This window comes from Qipengyuania atrilutea, assembly GCF_013370205.1.
GTDB lineage: Bacteria > Pseudomonadota > Alphaproteobacteria > Sphingomonadales > Sphingomonadaceae > Actirhodobacter > Actirhodobacter atriluteus.
This window is the reverse complement of sequence record NZ_JABWGV010000003.1, coordinates 607197-628397: the sequence shown is the minus strand read 5'-3', so window position 1 is coordinate 628397 and position 21201 is coordinate 607197. Positions and strand designations below refer to the sequence as shown.

The following is a 21201-nucleotide window of genomic DNA, read 5'->3' as shown; positions in this document are numbered from 1 at the left end:
TTGCGCATGGAGCGTCCGCGTGACAAGTCCTCTCGCGCCGGAACTAGGAGGCTGGCGCGATGCAACAGGTTACCGCTCTCGTCTTGGCTGGAAAGCGTTCCGGCGCTCTCGATCCACTGGCCGCCAATGCCGATGTGGCGCAGAAATGCGTCGTGCCGATATATGGGAAGCCGCTGATCGAGCATGTGGTTCACGCCCTTTCACTCTCTCCCCGAATTGCGGAAATTCGTGTCGTGGCGCACGAGCCGGACGAAATTGCGGCGATCCCGCTCGTTGCGAAGCTACGAAGAGGAGGGCGCCTTTCCTTCCGCGAAGCGCAGTTCAACCTCGTTGATAGCGCGAAGTCCGGCGCGAACGGGGCTCTCTTCCCCATATTGCTCACGACCGCCGACAATGTTCTTGTAACGAGCGCGGGCTACGAAGAATTCATCGAGAAGGCTTTAGCCGAAGAGGCGGGAGCGGCCGCTGCGCTGGCGCGGAAAGAAGATGTGCAGAAGGCCGATCCTGAAGGGCAAAAACGTTTCTATGAGTTTCGCGACGGCAGCTACTCGAACTGCAATATGTACTGGATCGGCAGCCAAGGCGCTCTTAGCGCGGCGGAAGTGTTCCGCGGCGGAGGTCAGTTCGTGAAATTTCCGAAGCGGATCGCCAAGGCGTTCGGCGTGACGAACCTCATTCGCTTCTATTTCGGTTGGGGAACGAAAGAGGATATATTCGCCCAAATATCCAAGCGGTTCGGTTACAAGATGGTACCGATCGTAATGTCCGATGGGCAGTTCGCAGTCGACGTCGATAACCAGCGCACCTACGATGTCGCCGGCCGCCTGCTCGCTCGGCGTGACGGACTGGGCGAAGCGGCACCGTCAGCGACGGACAGCTAAGCCCGACCGGAATAATGAAGCGCCTTGCGACCAATATCGGCTGGCTTCTCGGCGGGCGCGGCGTCAACGCGGTCCTCAGCCTTGTATACCTGGCGCTCGCTACGAGGACGCTCGGGTTCGACGGTTTCGGCCAGTTCGCCATCATCGTCGCACTCGGACAAACGGTCACTGGCCTGGCGAATTTCCAGACGTGGCAGTTCATTGTGCGCTGGGGTGCGGGCGAGAAAGGACCAGCGGAAGCGACCGGCTTTGCCATCGCGCTCGACATCGTCTCGGTCATCGGAGGAACGCTGCTCGCCGCGGTGCTATGCTACACGGCGCAGTTTTGGCTTCCGCTGCCGGTTGAACTGCTACCCATCGCCTTTCTGTATTGTGTAATCTCGCTACTGTCGCTGCGCTCTACACCCACCGGCCTTCTGCGGCTGCGCTTCAAATACGGCCTTGCGACTGGAGCGGACGCCGTCCAACCTGTCATACGCGCAATCGGAGCCGTACTAGCCGCCGTGTTCATGCCGAGCGTCCTCGGTTTCATCCTCGCATGGGCCGCAGCAGAAGTGGCAGTTGCCACCGCCTATTGGATCATCGCGGCGCGGCACGAACGGATCGAACTGCCCCATGTCAGTCTTTGGCGGCTACCGAGAAATAATCCCGGCGCCTGGCAATTCGTCATGTCTACCAACCTGTCGGGAAGCCTGACCGTCGCGGGCAAGCAGGTAATCCTGCTGCTGGTCGGAGCAATCGGAGGGGAAGGTTTGGCCGGCGGCTTCCGCGTCGCATCCCAGCTGGGGCAGGCACTCGTGCAACTCGCGCAGACGCTGTCGAAAGCGATCTATCCGGAACTCGTCCATGCTCAGGACCAGGCGATGGCGATAGCTCGGCGCATGGCCAATATTGCGTTGATCGGCGGGGTTTTGGCGGTTCTGCTCGCAGTGCTGTTCGGCAGATGGGCACTGGTCACCATCGCAGGTGAGGAATTCAGCGTCGTCTACTGGGCGATGGTGATACTGGCGATATCGGGCGCGATCGAACTAGTCGGGGCGAGCCTTGAATCGCTGCTCGTCTCGGCAGGACGCGCCGGCACCGCTTTCATCGCGCGCGCCGTTCCGATGGCATTAGCCTTCGCGTTCCTTGAAACGGCGATGGACTGGAACGGCCTTAAAGGGGCAGCCTTCGCCATCATGGGCGCAAGCGCCCTCGCTGTCATCGGCTTCTGGATTGCGATCCTCTCGCAAAGCGAGATCAGGATCGTTGTCGATACGAAGAAGCGGCCGGGCGAAGACGCTCCGCCCGGCCCTGCATCAGGCTCCTAGCGCCCGCCGCGCTCGCTCTGTGTCGGTGTGCCCGAGGGCGCCTCCGGCTCTTCCCACGCCAGCACCGGTTTGCGCGCCGCCTGTGTCTCGTCGAGCCGGCGCCGCGGTGCGTAATAAGGCGCGGATTTGAGACCCTCGTCGCCGTCCATTGCGCGCGAAGACACGTGGCGCAACGCGGCAATGAACTGGTCGAGCGAAGCCTTGCTCTCCGTCTCAGTCGGCTCGATCAGCATGGCGCCGTGAACAACCAGCGGGAAATACATGGTCATCGGGTGGAAGCCCTCGTCGATCATGCCTTTCGCTAGGTCGAGCGTCGTCAGTTCGCCGCCGAAGCCTTTATCGCCGAACAGCGCCTCGTGCATGCACGGTCCGCTTTTCGCGAACGGCGCGTGGAGCACGTCCTCGCAGGACCGCAGCACGTAGTTCGCATTCAGTACCGCGTCTTCGGCGACCTGCTTCAACCCGTCCGCGCCGTGGCTCAGGATATAGGTGAGCGCGCGTGTGAACATGCCCATCTGCCCGTGGAACGCGGTCATGCGGCCGAAGCTCTGCATCGTCGTGCCGTAATGTTCCTGGGCGAAGCTTTCGGCGTCTTCCTCTTCGACGAGATGCACGGTCCCGTCGTCGGTGCGCGCTGTGTAAGGCAGCGGGGCGAAAGGTGAGAGCGCTTCGGACAGGACCACCGGCCCACTACCCGGACCGCCGCCGCCGTGCGGGGTGGAGAAGGTCTTGTGCAGGTTGATGTGCATCGCATCGACGCCGAGGTCACCCGGGCGCACCTTGCCGACGATGGCGTTGAAGTTCGCGCCGTCGCAATAGACGAAGCCGCCGGCCTCGTGGACTGCGTCGGAAATGGCCTTCATGTCCGGCTCGAACAATCCGCACGTGTTGGGATTGGTGATCATCACCGCGGCGACATCGGGACCGAGCCGGGCCTTCAGCGCTTCCAGATCGACGCGGCCGTCAGCATTCGCTGGGATGTCCTCGACGCGGTACCCGGCAAAAGCCGCCGTGGCGGGATTGGTCCCGTGGGCGCTTTCGGGAACGAGCACCACTTCGCGGGCATCGCCGCGCGCCTCTAGGGCAGCACGGATGCAGAGGATGCCGCAAAGCTCGCCGTGCGCGCCGGCCTTGGGGCTCATGGCGACGCCGTGCATGCCGGTGAGTTCGATCAGCCAGAACGCGAGTTCGTTGATGACTTCAAGCGCGCCGCGCACGGTCGACACCGGTTGCAGCGGATGGACATCCGCAAAACCGGGCAGCCGCGCGACCTTTTCGTTGAGGCGCGGATTGTGCTTCATCGTGCAGCTGCCGAGCGGAAACAGGCCGAGGTCGATGGCGTAGTTCTGGCGGCTGAGGCGTGTGTAATGGCGGACCGTTTCGGGCTCGCTGAGACCCGGAAGTTCGATTTTCTCGGCGCGATCCAGACCGCCGAGGCGCGATCGATGCTCGCTGGCAGCGGTCGGCTGTTTCGGTTGCTCGACGCCTGCCAGATCGAGGCGCGATGCGAAGGCGAAATCCACGCCGGTGGTCTCGCTGTCGCCGATTTCGAAAATGAGCGGTTCTTCGAGCATCAGGGCGCGGTTGCCCGTCACCGTGTCGGGACCGTTCATCGCGCTCGTCGCATCAGTCGGCGTGCCGGGCTTCCAGCCGGACTTATTGGGCGCGTTCATGCCATGTTCTCCGAAATGGCGGAGCAGAGGGCGTCGATATCCTCCTCGCTCGCGGTTTCCGTGACCGCAACGAGCAGTCCGCCCGACAGCGCTTCCTCATGGGGAAACAGCCGTCCGAGCGATACTCCTGCCAGAATGTCGTCCTCGGCAAGATCGCGCACCAGTTCGCGCGCGTCGCGTTCGAGCACCACGGTGAACTCGTTGAAGAACGCATCGTTGAGGACGCGCACGCCGGGGATGGCGTCGAGCTTGTCAGCTGCGAGGCAGGCGAGCCGGTGGTTTTCCGCCGCCAGCGTGCGCAGTCCCTTCTCGCCGAGCAGCGTCATGTGAACGCTGAAGGCAAGCGCGCAGAGGCCGGAATTGGTGCAGATATTGCTGGTCGCTTTCTCGCGCCGAATATGCTGTTCACGCGTCGAGAGTGTCAGCACGAAACCGCGCTTGCCCTCCGCATCGACGGTCTCGCCGCACAGCCGGCCCGGCATCTGGCGCACGTGCTTCGGATCGCGCACGGCGAAGAGGCCGAGGTATGGCCCGCCGAACTGCAGGCCGACGCCGATGGACTGGCCCTCGCCCACGACGATATCCGCGCCCATCTCGCCCGGAGCCTTGATCGCGCCCAGCGCCACCGGTTCGGTATTCACCACGATCAGCAACGCGCCTTTCTTGTGCGCTGCATCGGCGATTTCTGTTAGGTCGGAAATACGTCCGAGAATATCGGGGTACTGCACCACGACGCAGCTCGTGTTTTCGTCGATCCGCTCGATCAGTCCGGCGTCATCGGGCGAGCCCTGCATCGAAGGCAGCCCGCCAGCGATCTCGTCTTCGGTGAACTTCGCCATCGTCTTCACGACTTCGGCGTAATGCGGATGCAGCGCGCCGGAGAGGACGACGCGTTTCTTCTTCGTTACCCGGCCGGCCATCGCAACCGCTTCCCAGCACGCGGTCGAGCCGTCGTACATGGAGGCATTCGCGACCGCGCAGCCGTAGAGTTTCGCCACCTGGCTCTGAAACTCGAACAGCATCTGCAGCGTGCCCTGCGCGATTTCCGGCTGATACGGGGTATAGGCCGTCAGGAATTCGCCGCGCTGAATGATGTGATCGACCGTAGCCGGCACATGGTGGCGGTATGCGCCCGCTCCGCAGAAGAACGCGGCGTCCGCAGCAGCTAGGTTCTTCTTCGACAGGCGGCGCATGTGCTTCTCGACCGCCATTTCGCTGGCGTGCGTCGGCAAGCCTTCGATCGGGCCGGAAAGCCGTGCTTCTGCTGGCACGTCCACGAACAGGTCGTCGATATCGGAAACGCCGATTGTGGCGAGCATGTCGCCGCGGTCGCTATCGGTCAGGGGAAGGTAGCGCATGGTAATTCCTTGTCCGTCCGCATCGGGACGGGAATATCGTCAAAGACTGTCGCAGAAGCTCTTGTAGGCGGCTTCGTCCATCAGCCCTTCGAGTTCGCTCTTGTCCGCGATCGTCAGCTTGAAGAACCAGCCGTCTTCTTCCGGGCTGGAGTTGACCAGTTCCGGATCGTCTTCGAGCGCATCGTTCGCTTCGGTCACTTCGCCGGTAATCGGCGAATATACGTCGCTTGCCGCCTTGACGCTTTCGACGACCGCGGCATCCTTGCCCTTCGCGACCTGCGCGCCGATGTCGGGCAGTTCGACGAAGACAATGTCTCCGAGTTGCTCCTGCGCGTAATCGGTGATGCCGACCGTCGCGCTATCGCCCTCGACGTCGATCCATTCGTGTTCTTCGGTGAAATAACGGGCCATTTGGTCAATCTCCGCGGTGGTATCTGTGGGGTACGAACGGCATCGGCGCGACCGTCGCATCGAGGCGCTTGCCGCGCACTTCGATCTGCAGTTTCGTGCCGTCCCCGGAATAATCGGCGCCGACGTAAGCCATAGCTACCGGATGGGCGAGCGTAGGCGAGAAACCGCCGCTGGTAACCCGGCCGACTTCCGTGTCGCCGTCGTATATGAGCGCGCCCTCACGGGCCGGAAGCCGCCCTTCGAGCACGAGACCGACGCGCGTACTCGCGCAGCCGTCCTTCAGCTTCACCGCGCAGGCCTGATGTCCCATGTAGCCACCCGTTTCGCGGCGCTTCTTCGACAGAGCGAATTGAAGTCCGGCGCTGACCGGATCGGTTTCGTCGTTCAGATCGTGGCCGTAAAGCGGCAGGCCCGCTTCGAGGCGTAAGCTGTCGCGCGCGCCCAGCCCGGCGGGCCGCACTTCGATTTCGGCGCACAAGCGGTTGGCGAGCGGTTCGGCATGTTCGGCCGGAACGGAAATCTCGAACCCGTCTTCGCCCGTGTAACCGGCGCGGGTAATCCTGAGCTTCCACTCGCCAAATTCGTGTTCCATCGACTGCATGAAAGTCAGGTTTTCCGGAATGCCCCGCATCACGCGGTTGAGCGCTGTCGCCGCATTCGGACCCTGCAGCGCGATCAGCGCCTGGTCGTCCATATGCGTCAGCGTCACCTCGTCGGGCAGATGCTCGCGCAGATGCGCGATGTCATCCCACTTGGTCGCGCCGTTGACGACGAGGTAATAGGTCGGCTCGCCCCAATGACCCTCGGCAACGACATTGCCGTCGTCGTCTTCTTCGGGTTCGATCCATTCGGTCACGTTGGTGATCATCAGATCGTCGAGAACGCCGCCATCATCGTTCAGCAGCAGGGTGTAACGCACCCGGCCCGGCTTCAGGCTGGTGATTGCGCCGGGTACGAGAGCTTCGAGCGCTTCGGCAGCGTTCTCGCCCGTAACGAGAAGCTGGCCCATGTGCGAGACATCGAACAGCGAGGCTGAACTGCGGGTCCAGTCGTGCTCGGCAACGATGCCGCCGCCCGATTCCTTGGCGTACTGGATCGGCATTTCGTAGCCGGCGAAGGGCACCATCTTGCCGCCCTTGGCCCGATGCCAGCTGTCTAGCGGCAAGGTCTGGATTTCGGCAATTTCGCTGTCGTCGCTACTCAAATCTCGTTCCCGTCAAAGGTGCGCGGGCGTTCCATGGGCGAAACGCCTTTCATCGCGCCCCCTCTGTCGGGAAAACCTGAGAGACTGACGCACCCGATAGGCCGGACGCGCTTACCCCTTCGGTGGGGCGGCAAGCCGCCCGCTTTCCAGAGTGTCTGCCGGTGCGCGGTCCCTTGTACCTGAGAGTTTCCGGGGCGGTTGCTCCTTCGGTGCCGCCTGCTTTCCGGTTCTACCCGGAAACGGGCGGGCTCTCCCGCGCATCGGCCGGAGAATCACTTCGCCGGCGACGAAAAGTTCCTGCGCGAAAGCAGCAGCGCGGTCAATCGCGATAGCTCTGCCTTGCCGCTCGTTATCAGCCTAATCGAGGTTGGGCCGCAGCCACCGCTCCGCCGTCGCCAGATCGACCCCGCGCCGCTTGGCATAATCCTCGATCTGGTCGCGCCCGATCCGCGCCACGCCGAAATATTGCGCTTCCGGGTGGCCGAAGTAGAAGCCGCTGACCGCCGCGGTCGGCAGCATCGCGAAGTTTTCGGTCAGCGTCAGGCCAGCATTCTCCGGCGCGTTGAGCATATCGAACAGGATCGGCTTCAGGCTGTGATCGGGGCAGGCGGGATAGCCGGGCGCCGGACGGATTCCGCGGTATTCTTCCTTGATGAGCGCCTGATTGGTCAGTTGCTCGCCCGGTGCATAGCCCCACAGGTCCGTGCGGACATGCTGATGCAGCCGCTCAGCGAAAGCCTCAGCGAAACGGTCGGCCAAGGATTTCAGCAGAATATCGGAGTAATCGTCCTTATCGTCGAGGAACGCCGCGGAATGCGGCTCGATCCCGTGGATGCCGACTGCAAAGCCGCCGATCCAGTCGCCCGCCGGGTCGATGAAATCGGCTAGGCACATGTTAGCGCGGTCGCGCGACTTGCGCACCTGCTGGCGCAGGAACGGCAGGACCGGATGCTCGCCCTCGTCAACATGGACGGTGATGTCATCGCCGTCGCGTGCGCAGGGCCACAAGCCGGCGACCCCCTTGGCCGTAAGCCACTTCTCTCCGATGATCCGGTCGAGCATATCATTGGCATCGGCGAACAGCTGCGTGGCGGTCTCCCCCACCACGTCGTCTTCGAGGATCGCCGGGTAATTGCCGTGCAGTTCCCATGCGCGAAAGAACGGCGTCCAGTCGATATAATCGCGCAGGTCTTCCAGGTCCCAGTCGGGGAAGGTGTGCAGCCCCGGCTGTGACGGCGGCGCGGGCTTGTCGCTATAGAACGGGTCGTAATGATTGGCCCGCGCCTCTTCGAGGGAAAGCAGCACGCTCTGCGACTTGCCGGCACGCGCAAGGCGCACCTTTTCGTATTCGTCCGAAGTATCGGCAACCAGCCCGTCACGCTGAGTGTCGGACAGCAGCCGGGAAGCGACCCCCACCGCGCGGCTCGCGTCGAGCACGTGTATCACTGGACCGCTGTACGCCGGATCGATCTTGAGCGCGGTATGCACCTTGCTCGTCGTCGCTCCGCCGATCAGCAGCGGCATGGTCATTTCCGCAGTCGTCATTTCCTCTGCCACCGTAACCATCTCGTCGAGCGACGGCGTGATGAGACCCGACAACCCGATCATGTCGGCGTCGCGTTCCTTCGCGGTTTCGAGGATCTTCGCCCAAGGCACCATCACGCCGAGGTCGATCACCTCGTAGCCGTTGCATTGCAGGACCACGCCGACGATGTTCTTGCCGATATCGTGAACGTCGCCCTTCACTGTCGCCATGACGATCTTGCCCTTGGCCTTCGCGCCCTCTTCCTTTTCGGCTTCGATATAGGGGATAAGGTGGGCCACGGCCTTCTTCATCACGCGCGCGGATTTCACCACTTGCGGCAGGAACATCTTGCCCGAACCGAACAGGTCGCCAACCACGTTCATTCCGTCCATCAGCGGGCCTTCGATGACGTGGATCGGGCGGCCATTTGCGGCGGCTGCCGCCTGCCGCGCTTCCTCGGTATCCTCGACCACGTGGGCGTCGATACCCTTGACAAGCGCGTGCTCCAGCCGCTTTGCGACCGGCCAGCCGCGCCATTCCGCCGCTTCTTTCTCCGCCTTCGCGTCCTTGCCCTTGTAGCTTTCGGCCAAGTCGATGAGGCGCTCGGTCGCATCGCTACGGCGCATGAGGATGACGTCCTCGCACGCCTCGCGCAGCTCCGGGTCGATCGCGTCGTAAACGTCGAGTTGGCCCGCGTTCACGATCGCCATGTCGAGCCCGGCGGGAATGGCGTGGTAGAGAAACACGGAGTGCATCGCGCGCCGCACGGTCTCGTTACCGCGGAAGCTGAAAGAGAGGTTGGACAGGCCGCCGCTGGTCTTTGCGTGCGGACACTGCGCTTTGATTTCCTTCACCGCCTCGATGAAGTCGAGGCCGTAGCGGTCGTGCTCTTCAATTCCGGTCGCGACCGCGAATATGTTGGGGTCGAAGATGATATCCTCGGCCGGAAAACCGATGCCGGTCAGAAGATCGTAAGCCCGCTTGCAAATCTCGACCTTGCGGTCGCGGCTGTCGGCCTGCCCTGTCTCGTCGAACGCCATGACGACCACGGCTGCACCGTAATCCATGCATTTGCGCGCATGTGCAAGAAAAGCGTCCTCGCCTTCCTTCATGCTGATCGAATTGACGATCGGCTTGCCGGAAACGCATTTGAGGCCCGCCTCGATCACCTCCCACTTGGAGCTGTCGATCATCACAGGAACGGAAGCAATGTCCGGTTCGGCAGCGATCAGCTTGAGGAAGGTCGTCATCGCCTGCTCGGCATCGAGCAGACCCTCATCCATGTTGACGTCGATCACCTGCGCGCCGTTTTCGACCTGGTCGCGCGCCACCTCGACGGCGGTGGTGTAGTCGTCCGCCATGATGAGCTTCTTGAACCGGGCGCTGCCGGTCACATTGGTACGCTCGCCGATATTGACGAAGCGGGCTGTGGTGAGGTCGCTCATCTATGCTGCAATCGTGAAGGGTTCGAGGCCCGCGAGGCGCATCTTCGCGCCGACTTCAGGCACTTTGCGCGGCGCCACGCCATCGACTGCCTGCGCCATTGCGGCGATATGTGCGGGTGTCGAGCCGCAGCATCCGCCGAGGATGTTGACCCGCCCGTTCTCGGCCCACCGCCCGACCAGCGAGGCAGTGGTTTCGGGAAGTTCGTCATATTCGCCAAGCTCGTTGGGCAGGCCTGCATTGGGATAGGCCATCAGCAGCGTATCAGCGATGTCGGACAGAAGCTGGACGTGCGGACGCAGCTGGTCCGCACCGAAGCTGCAATTGAGACCGATGGTAACAGGCTTCGCATGGCGCACCGCGTACCAGAATGCCTCGACCGTATGGCCCGACAGATTGCGGCCCGAAAGATCGGTCAGGGTCAGCGAGATCATCAGCGGGATGTCCTCGCCCCGCTCGCGCTCCAGCTGCTTCACTGCCATGATCGCGGCCTTGCAGTTGAGCGTATCGAACACCGTTTCGATTAGGATCGTATCACAGCCGCCATCGAGCAGCGCCGCGCATTGCTCGCGGTATACATCAACGATCTCGTCGAAGGTCACTTCGCGAAAACCGGGGTCCTCGACATCGGGCGACAGCGAAAGCGTCTTATTGGTCGGCCCGACTGCGCCGCAGACGAACCGCGGCAGGCTGTCCTTCGCGCTCGCCTCGTCCGCCGCTTCGCGGATAATGCGCGCCGCCGACATATTGATCTCGCGCACCAGTCCTTCGGCGCCGTAATCGGCCTGGCTGATGCGGTTCGCATTGAAGGTGTTGGTCGCGAGCACGCGGGCTCCGGCGGCAATGTACTCGTCGCAGATCGCGCGAATGACTTGCGGCTGCGTGAGATTAACGAGGTCGTTGTTGCCCTTCTGGTCCGCTTCGAGGCCGGTATCGCCCGCGTAATCTTCCGCCGCCAGCTTGGCGTTCTGGATCGCCGTTCCGTAGGGTCCGTCCTTGATCAGGATCGCCTTGGCCGCCTCGGCCCGTAGTGTGTCGCGTATGCTCATAAGTTCAGGCGCCCGTCGGCCGCATTCCGAGCATGTGACAGATCGCATAAGCGAGGTCGGCCCGGTTCAGCGTGTAGAAGTGATAATCGCGCACCCCGCCTGCATAAAGGCGGCGGCACAGTTCGGCGGCCACCGTGGCGGCCACCAGTTGCCGCGCCGCAGGGCGAGCGTCGAGACCTTCGAACAGTCCGTCCATCCAGGCCGGTATCTCCGCCCCGCAGGCGCCAGCAAACTTACGGGCCTGCGCGACATTCGTGACCGGCAAAATCCCCGGAATGATCGGCGCGGCGATCCCGCACGCCGCAGCCTCGTCGCGAAACCGGAAGAAGGTTTCGGCGGAGAAAAAGAACTGCGTGATCGCCCGGCTCGCGCCTGCGTCGAGCTTTCGCTTCAGATTGTCCAGGTCGGCCTGCGGACAGTCGGCGTCGGGATGCGTTTCGGGATAAGCTGCGACCGAGATGTCGAAATCGGCGATGTCCTTCAGTCCAGCGACGAGGTCGGCTGCGCTCGCGTAACCGTCGGGATGCGGAGTGAAGGGAGCGCCCGGTTCGCCTGCATCGCCGCGCAGCGCGACGATATGGCGTACGCCCGCTTCCCAATAGTGCTCTGCGACCTCGCGAATTTCCGCCTTGCTGGCCCCGACGCAGGTGAGGTGCGCGGCAGCGGGAAGCCCGGCTTCGTCGATGATCCGCGCCACGGTCGCATGGGTTCGCTCGCGGGTGGAACCCCCCGCCCCGTATGTGACCGACACGAAGCTTGGGCCGAGCGGCTTCAATTCCGATACGGCGTCCCACAGCTTTGCTTCCATCTTCTCCGTCTTGGGCGGGAAGAACTCGAATGAAGCCGAAATATCGCCGGGCAAGCCGGAGAAGAGCGGCGCGTCGTGCGCCGTGAATTCCTCATGCGCGCGGTCGTTCACCGGGCTGGTCTGCACTGTCATCGAATAGCCGCTTTCCTTGTGGCGCCCTTGTCGGACGCGAAGCTGTCGTTGGCGGGCGATGCAGCGTTACCGGTACGCTCGCCGCTCCAAATCATGACGGCGAGTTCCCCGCCTTCCACCGCGATCGGATCGGCAGGGCGATAACCGGCTGAAACGAAAGCCTCGGCCATGTCCGTATCCTCGAAACCGAGGCGCGTGTGCGCATGACGCGTACGCAGCTCCTCGCGGTCGTGTGCGGCAAAGTCGATTACCGCGATGCGGCCGCCCGGGCGGGTCACCCGCGCCGCTTCCGTAATCGCGCGCATCGGGTCCTGCGCGAAGTGAAGGACCTGGTGCAGCAGGACGGTATCGAAACTGCCCGCTTCGAACGGCAGGTCGGCAAAATCGCCCTGGATCAGTTCGATGCTCTCTGCCGGCAGATGCTGCAATTTTGCCCGCGCGACGCGCAGCATGTCGAGGCTCTTGTCGAGCGCGACGATGTGGCTCGCATGCGGCGCAAACAGTTCCGCCATGCGCCCGGTGCCGGTGCCGATGTCAAGCAGCCGTCCCACCGGCGTTTGCGTCAGCGCCTCGCTCAGCTTGCGCTCCACGGCGCTGTCGGCTCCGTAAAGCCGGCGCAGATCGTCCCATTCGTCGGCATGACGCGCGAAATATTCGCCCGCATGGGCCTCGCGGGCCGAGCGAATTTCGCTGAGGCGGCGGCGGTCCGAATGGCACTGCGCACCGAAATCCGCATCCTCCACTTCCGCACGTTCGAGCAGGTCAGCGAACAGCGGGGTAAGCGCAGAACCGCCTTCGGCAGCGGAGCAGGCGCGCAAAAACACCCAGCTACCTTCCTTGCGCCGCTCCGCCAAACCGGCATCGCACAGAATGGCAACATGCCGCGATACGCGCGGCTGACTTTGCCCGAGCACCTGCGCCAGTTCACCCACGGCAAGCTCCATCTCGCCAAGCAGGCGGAGAATGCGCAAGCGTGTGGCGTCTGCCAGAGCACGAAAGATGGTTTCGGTCCTCATTGAACAACCATCATATAAAGATATTTTTATATCTGTAAATGCTGCGCTCGCCAATGCCGTTAAGTCGATATTTACGCTTTCCGTTCAGCTTCGCACAGTCCTGAAATGGGCCGTTTGCGCTTCGGAATTCGCCGTGTGCCTCGCAGCCTCAAGCACCGGGAGGACAGCCAGAGCCATGTTCGACCGCGCCGGTAGAATGATCGGAGAGCGCACGCGCCTCATCGACGATCTGCTCGCCTTGATGACGCTGGAAGAAAAACTCGGCCAACTGCTCATCGCGCCCGGCCTCCAGCAGGCGCACGATAAACTCGCAGCAGGCTTGGTCGGGCACATCTGGCTGGACCGTTCGGAAATCGGCACCGACCTCGGCGCGATCAGAGAACTGCAACGGATTACGGTCGAGGAAAGCAGGCTTGGCATCCCGCTTACCTTTGCCGCCGACACCTCCAATGGTGTCCTTACACAGATGCCCTCGTCCCGCTGCGCGGCAGCAAGCTGGAACCCCGAGGCGATAGCCCGCAGCGACCGTATCGCCGCGATCGAGGCGGCCGCATGCGGCATCTGCTGGGCCTTCGGCCCGTCAGTAGGCGCCGAGAGCGACATCGAAGAACCGATGCTCGCATCGCGGATCATCGCCGCGCGTATCAGGGGCTTGCAGGGCGACAATCTGAACCGTCCGGACGCCGTGCTCGCGAATCTGTCTTTCGGCCCCCGTGCCGACAGCGCCGAAACCTTCCTACCGCCGTTTCTCGCGTCCGCCCGCGAAGGACGCGTGGGCTGCATCGATCTCCACGATGCGCCCCTCGATCCGCTTTCGAGGCGGTGGGATACCGGGGCAATCGTCCTGTCGGAATGGCGGGCCATCGCGGCGGCAGCGCTCGGCGAAGACGCACCGAGTCTACTGGCATTTCCCCTAGACGCGGCCATTGATGCTGTCCGATCGGGCCGGGTATCGGCGATGAAACTCGACAACGCAGTGCGCCGCGTCATCGGCGCCAAATTCGATCTCGGCTTGCTTCGCGATCCCTACCTCTATTGTGGCCGGGGCGCGAGCAAGAAGCCGGAACTGTCTCCGGTCCACCGCGAAGTGGCATTAGACATTGTCAGCCGCGCGGTCGTACTGCTCAAGAACGAGAATGCCGTGCTGCCGCTTGCATCCGGCGCGCGTGATCTCGCAATTATCGGCGGGCTTGCTGCCGATACCTTCGAGCGTACGGGTTTCGCCGCGATGGCAGAAGGCGTTTCACTGGTCGATGCCTTCCAGCGCGGAGGAATGAAGCACCGCTTCTTGCCGCACCTCTCTTCCCGCGATCAGGCACCGGACGTCGCCATATGTATGATCGGTGCGGGCACACCGGAGGAACGGAAACAGATCCGCGCTCTCGCCGCATCGCATTCATCCGTTATCGCCGTCGTGTGCGCGCCGGAACTGCCCACGCTCGATTGGCTCGAGCCGTCGGCCTCCGCCATTCTCTACTGCGGCGATGCAGGCCCGGTCATGGGAGAAGTATTGGCAGAGTTGATACTGGGCGAAAGCAGTCCGCGCGGAAAGCTGCCGGAGGAACCGCCGTGCAGGACCTATCCATTCGGACACGGGCTTGGCTACGGCGACTTCGCCTACGACGACCTCGCGATCGAGCGGCAGAAAGACCAGCTTGCCGCGGTCTGCCGGCTTAAGAATATTGGGAAGCGCGAGGCCGAAGAGACGGTGCAGCTTTATATCGAGCCGGTCGGCGCTCCGAAAAGCACACGCCGTGCCTTGAAGGCATTCGCGAAAGTGCGCCTTGCCGCAGGTGAAACGCGCGACCTCTCCTTCGACCTCGGTGCGGGAGAGCTCGGCATGTTCGCCGAGAACGGCCTCGTCCAGGTCGCGCCGGGCGATTACCGGGTCGCAATCGGCGGAAGCAGTGCAACGCGAAACGAGGCGGTCGCGCATGTCTCGCAGGAGCTGGCCGACACGATGACCTCGCTTGCCGGCGGGGGCCGTCCCGCGATCCCGGACCGAGACATCCGACTGTGGGCGTGACAAACTGTTGAGCGCCTCAGAACCGGCGTTGCAGCAACGCCCACTGCGCGCCAAACAGGTTTGCAATGAGCAGCATGGCCTCCCCCGCCGACCGCACGCGCCTGCGCCGCGGCATTGCGGCCAATGCGATCTCGACAGTGCTGCGCATCCTTTCCCAGCTCATTCTGCTGCCGGTACTCTTCGCCTTCTGGGACGAGGCGCGCGTCGGGGTATGGCTGATGATCTTCGCCCTGCCCGCCTATCTGTGCATGGCGGCGGCAGGCGTCTCCGCTGCAGGAGCGAACCGCGCTCTGGCAGAAACACATTGCGGCGATGGGGGCGAGCCAGCCGCAATCTACCGCTCTGCCCGCGCGGCGGCGCTTCTTTCCACGCTGATCCTTTCCTTCGCCGCGATCGCGATCGGACTCCTCGTTGTGGAGCGAGACGTAGATTTGCAGACCTCGGTATCGGCCGAAGAAGTACGCGCCGCTCTGATCCTGCTCGGTATTTATGCCCTCGTTACGGCGCAGATGACCGTGCTCGAAATCCCGCTTCGTTACGCCGGCCGCTATCCTGAGCATATCTGGCTGCAGGCAGGGGCATCGGCAGCAGAAGTAGTGGCGCTCGCCATCCTGCTCGCAGTCGGAAGCGATTTCGCGATTCTCGTCGGAGGCCTCGTCGCCGTGCGGCTCGCGTTCACGATCGGCGGCATGATGATCGCCCGTAGCGCAATTCCCGCCATGTTCGCGCGTAGCGGCGGCGCGCGTCAGGCAGGTTTACTGCGCAGTCTCGCCGCCCCCTCGCTCGCATTTATCGCCATGCCGCTCGTTTACGGGCTTAACCTGCAAGGCTATGTACTCCTCGTAGGCGCGATCTTCGGACCGGCGGTCCTTGCCGCTTTCGTCGCGACGCGCACGATCGTGCGGCTGCTCGACCTCTTCACCAACTTCGTCTTCAACGCACAATTCTTCGAAGCAGGCCATCTTTCGGGCGACGAGAGCGAACTTCGGCGAAGACTGCTCACCACCACGACGCTGGTCACACTCTGCGTTTCGTTAGCCTTCGCTGCAGTCGTTTTGGTGGTCGGTCCGCCGCTTCAGCACGCATGGACGGTCGGCAAGACCGAGTTCTCTTACGGTCTCGCTCTCGTCCTGCTGGCAGCTGGAACGATCCGCGCGCTAAGTGCCGCCCCTATCGCCATCCTGTCGGCAATGAATGCCCATGCGCGCGTAGCGGGTTTCTACCTTGCCGGTTCGGGCGCCGGAATTGCAGGAGCTTTCGTTCTCGCATTCGCTGGCGCGCCGCTGAGCGTAGTTGCGGCAATGCTGATCGCCGCCGAACTGTCGCAGCTTGTGCCGCTGCTTCGTTCGTCTGTCAGAGCAACCGGCTATTCGTTGCCGGCCTTGTGCCGCGACCTTTTCGCGAAGGAGCGGCTGGCGGATATCGCGATCGTCGGCAGGCTGATCGATCCGCGCAAAACACACTAAGCCCGCTTGTCTACCATCAGCCGAACGGTTTAGTCAGACATCCGGCACGAAGAACACCTCCGAAAGTCTGCGAATGTACCTGTTCCTCCTCTTCGCATCGCTAGCGCTGTTTGCAGGAACCGTGTTCTGGTTTCTCCGGCTTCGGCAGGCATCCTTCGCGCATCCGGCGACGCTGTACCTCGCATTTCACGGGTTCGTTTTCGTCCTGCGTCCGCTCGTCGCCTATTTCTACGATTTCGACTTCGTCTACCGCCTTTACGAGTTCTACCCCTCTCAGAGCGACAAGATAACCGTCATCCTCGGCGCGAACCTAGCCATGCTGGTGTTCGTACTGACCGCGGTAAAACTGTGCGGCGAGCCGCTGCAAAAGCTGGAAGAGAGCCGGTTCGAAGAGGCGCGCCGGCTGCTCGCGAAGCCGATCCTCATCACTGCGGGTATAGTCGGGCCGCTCGCCGTGTGGTCGCAGATCAACGTCTGGGGCAGCCGCGCCCGCGAGTTCGAGACGATGATCCGCGATGCCGCGACGGGCATCAACGTCAACACGACGAACATCGGCTGGCTGACCGACACCAGCATGATGCTGGCTCCGCTCGCAGTACTGCTCGTCTGGCTGGCGCGCTACCGCTGGTACAGCTGGCCGCTGTTCGCAGGGTTCGCGGTGTTGCAGGCGGGAACCGGATTTCGCGCTCCGCTGGTGTTCGCGGTCCTCGCCATCTGTTTGAGCTACCTGCTGGAAAAAGGCAGCAAATGGCCCGCCTGGCGCGGTTTCGCCCTGATGCTCGCGGTGGCGACGGCCTTCAACCTCATCGTGCTCGACCGGGGCAGCAGCGTGCGGCAGGTTTTCATCGGCGAGCGGTCCGCGCGCGTGGTCGACATCGACCGGCTGAAACCCTTGGAGCACATGGATTTCGCCAACCTCGAATATTTCGAATACGTGGTCTACGCCGTCCCGCAGCGAAGCGGCAGCTACGACTATTTCGCGAACAACCTGCAAATCTTCACCGAGCCGGTCCCCCGCGCATTATGGCCGGAAAAGCCGGTCGGCTCGCCCGTGCAGTTCTTCTCGCTGCAGGACTACGGCCATCCCACAGGCCTGACCGTTTCGCTGCCCGGCATGGGCTGGATGTCGCTCGGCTATGTCGGCATCGTGATCCAGGCGTTTGCGATCGCGCTGCTCTATTCGCTGGTCTATCGCTGGTTCGCGCGGCAACGCGGCAGTGCCGTCACCTACCTCGCCTATTCACTCGTAGCAGCGAGTTCGATCATCGTGTTCCGTGACGGAACCCTGCTCTCCTTCGTACGCGTGCTGCCGTTCTACCTCGGCCCGCTGGTCCTCACGCTGGCAATCGCACGCCTTTATGGCTGGAAGCCTGCCCGCCCCTCTCCCAGGTGCATGTTCGAGGGGCAGGGAGCGAGGCATCCGCACACGCTTACGCCGAAGGAACGGCGCGAGCGCCTCGCCGCAATGGCCGAACGGCAGGCTTCGCTATCGAACTAGGTTGCTATTCGAGACGCTTTTCGGAATAACAACCCAATGCCAGCCCCCGACCAAACCGCTTCCTCGAACTCTGACAACCACGTCGACGTCCTGATCGTCGGCGCGGGAATATCCGGCATCGGCATGGCCGCGCACATGACCGAGAAGTGCCCCGACCGCAGCTACGCGATTATCGAACGGCGCGCGGATATCGGCGGTACGTGGGACCTGTTCCGCTATCCCGGCGTGCGCTCGGACAGTGACATGCACACGCTCGGTTTCGAGTTCGAGCCGTGGACGCACAAGAAATCGATCGCCGACGGCGCAAGCATTCTCGAGTATCTGGACCGCATCGTGGCGACCCGCGGGATCAGACCGCATATCCGCTTCTCGCACAAGGTCGTGTCCGCCGACTTCGTATCGCGCGAAGCGCGCTGGCACGTGGTTATCGAAGCGGACGGCGAACGCACGGAAATGACGGCGCAGTGGCTCTATCTCGGGTCGGGCTATTACGACTACGACGAGCCGCATGACGCCGGCATTGATACGAGCGCGTTCGGCGGCGATATATTGCACCCGCAGTTCTGGCCGGAAGACTACGATTACACCGGAAAGGAGGTGGTCGTAATCGGATCCGGAGCGACCGGGGTCACGCTCGTCCCGGCAATGTCGGAAAAGGCGAAGCGGGTCACGATGCTCCAGCGCACGCCGACCTGGATGTTCTCGCGCCCGGCGAAGGACTGGTTCGCCAACACGCTCCGCAAGTTCCTGCCGGAAGAAACGGCGTACCGCGTCACCCGTTGGAAGAACATCAAGATGCAGGATTACGGCTTCCACCGCGCCCGCACGAAGCCCGAAAAGATGAAGGAGTACCTGTCGAAACGGCTGCGCAAGGCACTGGGCGATGCGTACGAACAGAAGCATTTCGACCCGCCCTACGATCCATGGGACCAGCGGCTGTGCCTCGTGCCCGACAACGACTTGTTCGATGCACTGAAGTCGGGCGACGCGCGGATCGTGACCGACCGCATCGCTTCGATCGACGAAAAGGGCGTTCGCCTCGAAAGCGGGGACTTCCTGCCGGCCGATATCATCGTCACCGCGACCGGGTTGAAGCTGGTCATCGCCGGAAAGATCAAGGTCTCGCTCGACGGCGAGCAAATCGATTTCGCGCAGCGTTATTATTACAAGGGCTGCATGTTCTCGAACGTGCCGAACCTCGCGGCCGTCTTCGGCTATCTCAATGCGAGTTGGACCCTTCGCGCCGATACCAACGCCGACTATGTCTGCCGCGTCCTGAACCTGATGAAGGACAAGGGCGCGTCGCTAGCCGTTCCGGTTCTCGGCGAGAGCGAGCGGCAGGCGCTCGAGGAAGACGACATCTTCGATTTCAGCAGCGGTTATATCCAGCGGTCCAAGCACCTGATGCCGCGCAACGCGAAGCGTTTTCCGTGGAGGCTTAACCAGAATTACCTCGAGGACAGAAAGCTCATGAGCGAGGATCCGGTCGACGACGGCATCCTTGAACTGGCAGCGGCAGCAGATGCGGACGCACGGCGGCATAGCGAACCGGCAAGCGCAATCTGACAAACCGCTTCCCCGCGCGTAGCTGCGTTCCTAGATAGGCCGCTATGACCAGCCCGAAGACCGACCGCATCTACACCGCTGCCCTCGTCGTGATCGGCGACGAGATCCTGTCGGGACGCACACACGACAAGAACATAGCGCAGGTGGCATCCTGGCTGCAGGTCCAAGGCATTCGTCTGGCCGAAGTCCGCGTCGTTGCGGACGTCGAAGAGCGGATCGTCGAAGCTGTCCGTACCCTAGCGGAGCGCAACGACTACCTGTTCACCACAGGCGGGATCGGGCCCACGCACGATGACATCACCGTCGATGCCATTGCGGCCGCGCTCGGCGTTCCCGTGATCGTTCATCCGGAAGCGCGCGCGATCCTCGACCGGTATTACGCGGACAAGGGCGGCCTCAACGAAGGGCGCCTGCGAATGGCACGCACGCCCGAAGGCGCGAAACTCATTCCCAACCACCGCTCCGGCGCACCGGGTATCCAGATCGAGAATATCTTCGTGATGGCGGGAGTGCCGCATATCACGGCTGGAATGCTCGATGCGCTGACCGGAAAGCTGGAAGGCGGCGCGCCGCTGATCAGCGAAACGGTCGGCGGATATATCCCGGAAAGCGAGGTCTCGGGCCTGCTGCGCGAAGTCGAAAAGGCGCATGAGCAGTGCCAGATCGGCAGCTATCCCTTCTTTCGCGAAGGCAAGGTCGGCGCCAATTTCGTCGTACGCTCGACCGATGCGGGCGAACTGAAAAGTTGCATCGATACGCTATGCGATGGGTTGAGCGCCGCTGGGTACGACTTCACCCCCGGCGGCATCTGAAGTTCCTTCGTTACGGGTTGTTGTGCCGATCGATGTCCTCGCGCACTTCGCGCGCACCGCGTTCTGCAGCCGCCTTTTCCTCCCGCGTCGAATTCTTGTTGCGTATGTAGGCGTACACGATCGCGCCGATCAGCAGCAGCGGACCAAGGATCGTCATGAGTGTCCAAATCGATTCCATTATCGTTCTCCGTTGTCCTGTTGCTTATAGAACGCCCCGGGAGCGATAACTTTCCGAACCTCCAATTTTAGCCGGGATCCCACACAAGCGAAGGGCCGGAGAATTGCTTCCCCGGCCCCTTGCCTCTTCAGTTCTGGAAGAACGAAGTGTCTTAGGCGCCTTCGATCTCGGACAGGTCCATCTTGAGGCCCGGACCCATCGAGCTGGTCAGCGTGACCTTCCGGACATACTTGCCCTTCGCGCCGGTCGGCTTCGCCTTCACCACCGCGTCGGTCAGCGCCTTGAAGTTCTGCTTCAACGCATCGTCGGAGAACGACAGCTTGCCGAGACCCGAGTGGATGATGCCCTGCTTTTCCACGCGGAATTCGACCTGGCCGCCCTTGGCGTCCTTCACGGCCTGTTCCACGTTCGGCGTTACCGTGCCGAGCTTCGGGTTCGGCATCAAGCCCTTGGGACCTAGCACCTTACCCAGACGGCCGACGACACCCATCATGTCGGGCGTTGCGATCACGCGGTCGTAGTCGAGATTACCGGCCTGCATGTCTTCCATCAGGTCTTCGGCGCCGACCTTGTCAGCACCGGCGGCAGTCGCCTTCTCGGCATTGTCGCCGCGTGCGAAAACCGCGACCTTGACGTCCTTGCCCGTGCCCGACGGCAGCGAGACCATGCCGCGGACCTGCTGGTCAGCGTGACGCGGATCGACACCGAGGTTCATCGCGACTTCGACCGTCTCGTCGAACTTGGCCTTGTGCTCGCGCAGCGTGGCGAGCGCTTCGTCCACCGTATAAAGCTTCTCGTTGTCGAGCTTCGCGCGGACCTGTTCTTTTTTCGTCTGCTTCGGCATG

The 21201-nt window shown here is 62.7% G+C and carries 17 protein-coding genes and 1 riboswitch; of the genes, 7 read left to right on the top strand and 10 right to left on the bottom strand.

Going from position 1 to position 21201, the window contains the following annotated elements:
* Nucleotides 1–59: 59 nt before the first annotated feature.
* Entirely contained in the window at nucleotides 60–881 is an 822-nt protein-coding gene (locus HUV48_RS11030) for a glycosyltransferase family protein (protein ID WP_176267807.1), read from the top strand.
* Between the two features lie 14 nt (nucleotides 882–895).
* Entirely contained in the window at nucleotides 896–2191 is a 1296-nt protein-coding gene (locus HUV48_RS11025) for a lipopolysaccharide biosynthesis protein (protein ID WP_176267806.1), read from the top strand.
* Here HUV48_RS11025 and gcvPB read toward each other — a convergent pair.
* From gcvPB to HUV48_RS10985, 8 genes are all read right to left on the bottom strand, one after another.
* Nucleotides 2188–3864, bottom strand: a complete 1677-nt coding sequence (gene gcvPB / locus HUV48_RS11020) for an aminomethyl-transferring glycine dehydrogenase subunit GcvPB (protein ID WP_176267805.1) — start codon at nucleotides 3862–3864, stop codon at nucleotides 2188–2190. The two genes, HUV48_RS11025 and gcvPB, sit on opposite strands and share 4 nt — an antisense overlap.
* Complete coding sequence (gcvPA, locus tag HUV48_RS11015) at nucleotides 3861–5222, bottom strand: aminomethyl-transferring glycine dehydrogenase subunit GcvPA (RefSeq protein ID WP_176267804.1); 1362 nt, start codon at nucleotides 5220–5222, stop codon at nucleotides 3861–3863. Before gcvPA ends, gcvPB begins: the two co-directional genes overlap by 4 nt.
* 39 nt (nucleotides 5223–5261) lie before the next feature.
* Nucleotides 5262–5633 carry a glycine cleavage system protein GcvH gene (gene gcvH / locus HUV48_RS11010; protein WP_176267803.1) on the bottom strand — a complete coding sequence of 124 codons (372 nt, stop codon included), beginning with the start codon at nucleotides 5631–5633 and terminating at the stop codon, nucleotides 5262–5264.
* A 4-nt stretch (nucleotides 5634–5637) separates the two neighbouring features.
* Entirely contained in the window at nucleotides 5638–6837 is a 1200-nt protein-coding gene (gcvT, locus tag HUV48_RS11005) for a glycine cleavage system aminomethyltransferase GcvT (RefSeq protein WP_176267802.1), read from the bottom strand.
* A 156-nt stretch (nucleotides 6838–6993) separates the two neighbouring features.
* A riboswitch (glycine riboswitch) is annotated at nucleotides 6994–7103 on the bottom strand.
* 91 nt (nucleotides 7104–7194) lie between these two features.
* Nucleotides 7195–9807: a methionine synthase gene (metH, locus tag HUV48_RS11000; RefSeq protein ID WP_176267801.1), complete on the bottom strand. Its 2613-nt coding sequence runs from the start codon at nucleotides 9805–9807 to the stop codon at nucleotides 7195–7197.
* Nucleotides 9808–10854: a homocysteine S-methyltransferase family protein gene (locus tag HUV48_RS10995; protein WP_176267800.1), complete on the bottom strand. Its 1047-nt coding sequence runs from the start codon at nucleotides 10852–10854 to the stop codon at nucleotides 9808–9810.
* A 4-nt stretch (nucleotides 10855–10858) separates the two neighbouring features.
* A complete protein-coding gene (gene metF, locus HUV48_RS10990) occupies nucleotides 10859–11794 on the bottom strand; it encodes a methylenetetrahydrofolate reductase [NAD(P)H] (RefSeq protein ID WP_176267799.1) in 936 nt (311 codons plus the stop codon).
* A complete protein-coding gene (locus tag HUV48_RS10985; RefSeq protein WP_176267798.1) occupies nucleotides 11791–12810 on the bottom strand; it encodes an ArsR/SmtB family transcription factor in 1020 nt (339 codons plus the stop codon). Before HUV48_RS10985 ends, metF begins: the two co-directional genes overlap by 4 nt.
* Before the next feature lie 175 nt (nucleotides 12811–12985).
* On the opposite strand from HUV48_RS10985, the gene HUV48_RS10980 reads away from it, so the two are divergent.
* The 5 genes from HUV48_RS10980 (at nucleotide 12986) to HUV48_RS10960 (ending at nucleotide 20178) form a co-directional block, all read left to right on the top strand.
* Nucleotides 12986–14836 (top strand): glycoside hydrolase family 3 C-terminal domain-containing protein, encoded by a 1851-nt coding sequence (locus HUV48_RS10980; protein WP_176267797.1) that lies wholly within the window; start codon nucleotides 12986–12988, stop codon nucleotides 14834–14836.
* A gap of 74 nt (nucleotides 14837–14910) precedes the next feature.
* Nucleotides 14911–16302 (top strand): polysaccharide biosynthesis protein, encoded by a 1392-nt coding sequence (locus HUV48_RS10975; protein ID WP_217906775.1) that lies wholly within the window; start codon nucleotides 14911–14913, stop codon nucleotides 16300–16302.
* A 121-nt stretch (nucleotides 16303–16423) separates the two neighbouring features.
* Nucleotides 16424–17800 (top strand): O-antigen polymerase, encoded by a 1377-nt coding sequence (locus tag HUV48_RS10970; RefSeq protein ID WP_176267795.1) that lies wholly within the window; start codon nucleotides 16424–16426, stop codon nucleotides 17798–17800.
* Nucleotides 17801–17836: 36 nt separating this feature from the next.
* Nucleotides 17837–19366, top strand: a complete 1530-nt coding sequence (locus HUV48_RS10965; RefSeq protein WP_176267794.1) for a flavin-containing monooxygenase — start codon at nucleotides 17837–17839, stop codon at nucleotides 19364–19366.
* Nucleotides 19367–19410: 44 nt separating this feature from the next.
* On the top strand, nucleotides 19411–20178 hold the full coding sequence (locus HUV48_RS10960; RefSeq protein ID WP_176267793.1) for a competence/damage-inducible protein A: 768 nt from the start codon (nucleotides 19411–19413) through the stop codon (nucleotides 20176–20178).
* Nucleotides 20179–20188: 10 nt separating this feature from the next.
* On the opposite strand, the gene HUV48_RS10955 is transcribed toward HUV48_RS10960, so the two are convergent.
* A complete protein-coding gene (locus HUV48_RS10955; protein WP_176267792.1) occupies nucleotides 20189–20356 on the bottom strand; it encodes a hypothetical protein in 168 nt (55 codons plus the stop codon).
* A gap of 151 nt (nucleotides 20357–20507) precedes the next feature.
* On the bottom strand, nucleotides 20508–21200 hold the full coding sequence (gene rplA, locus HUV48_RS10950; protein WP_176267791.1) for a 50S ribosomal protein L1: 693 nt from the start codon (nucleotides 21198–21200) through the stop codon (nucleotides 20508–20510).
* Nucleotide 21201 lies beyond the last annotated feature (1 nt).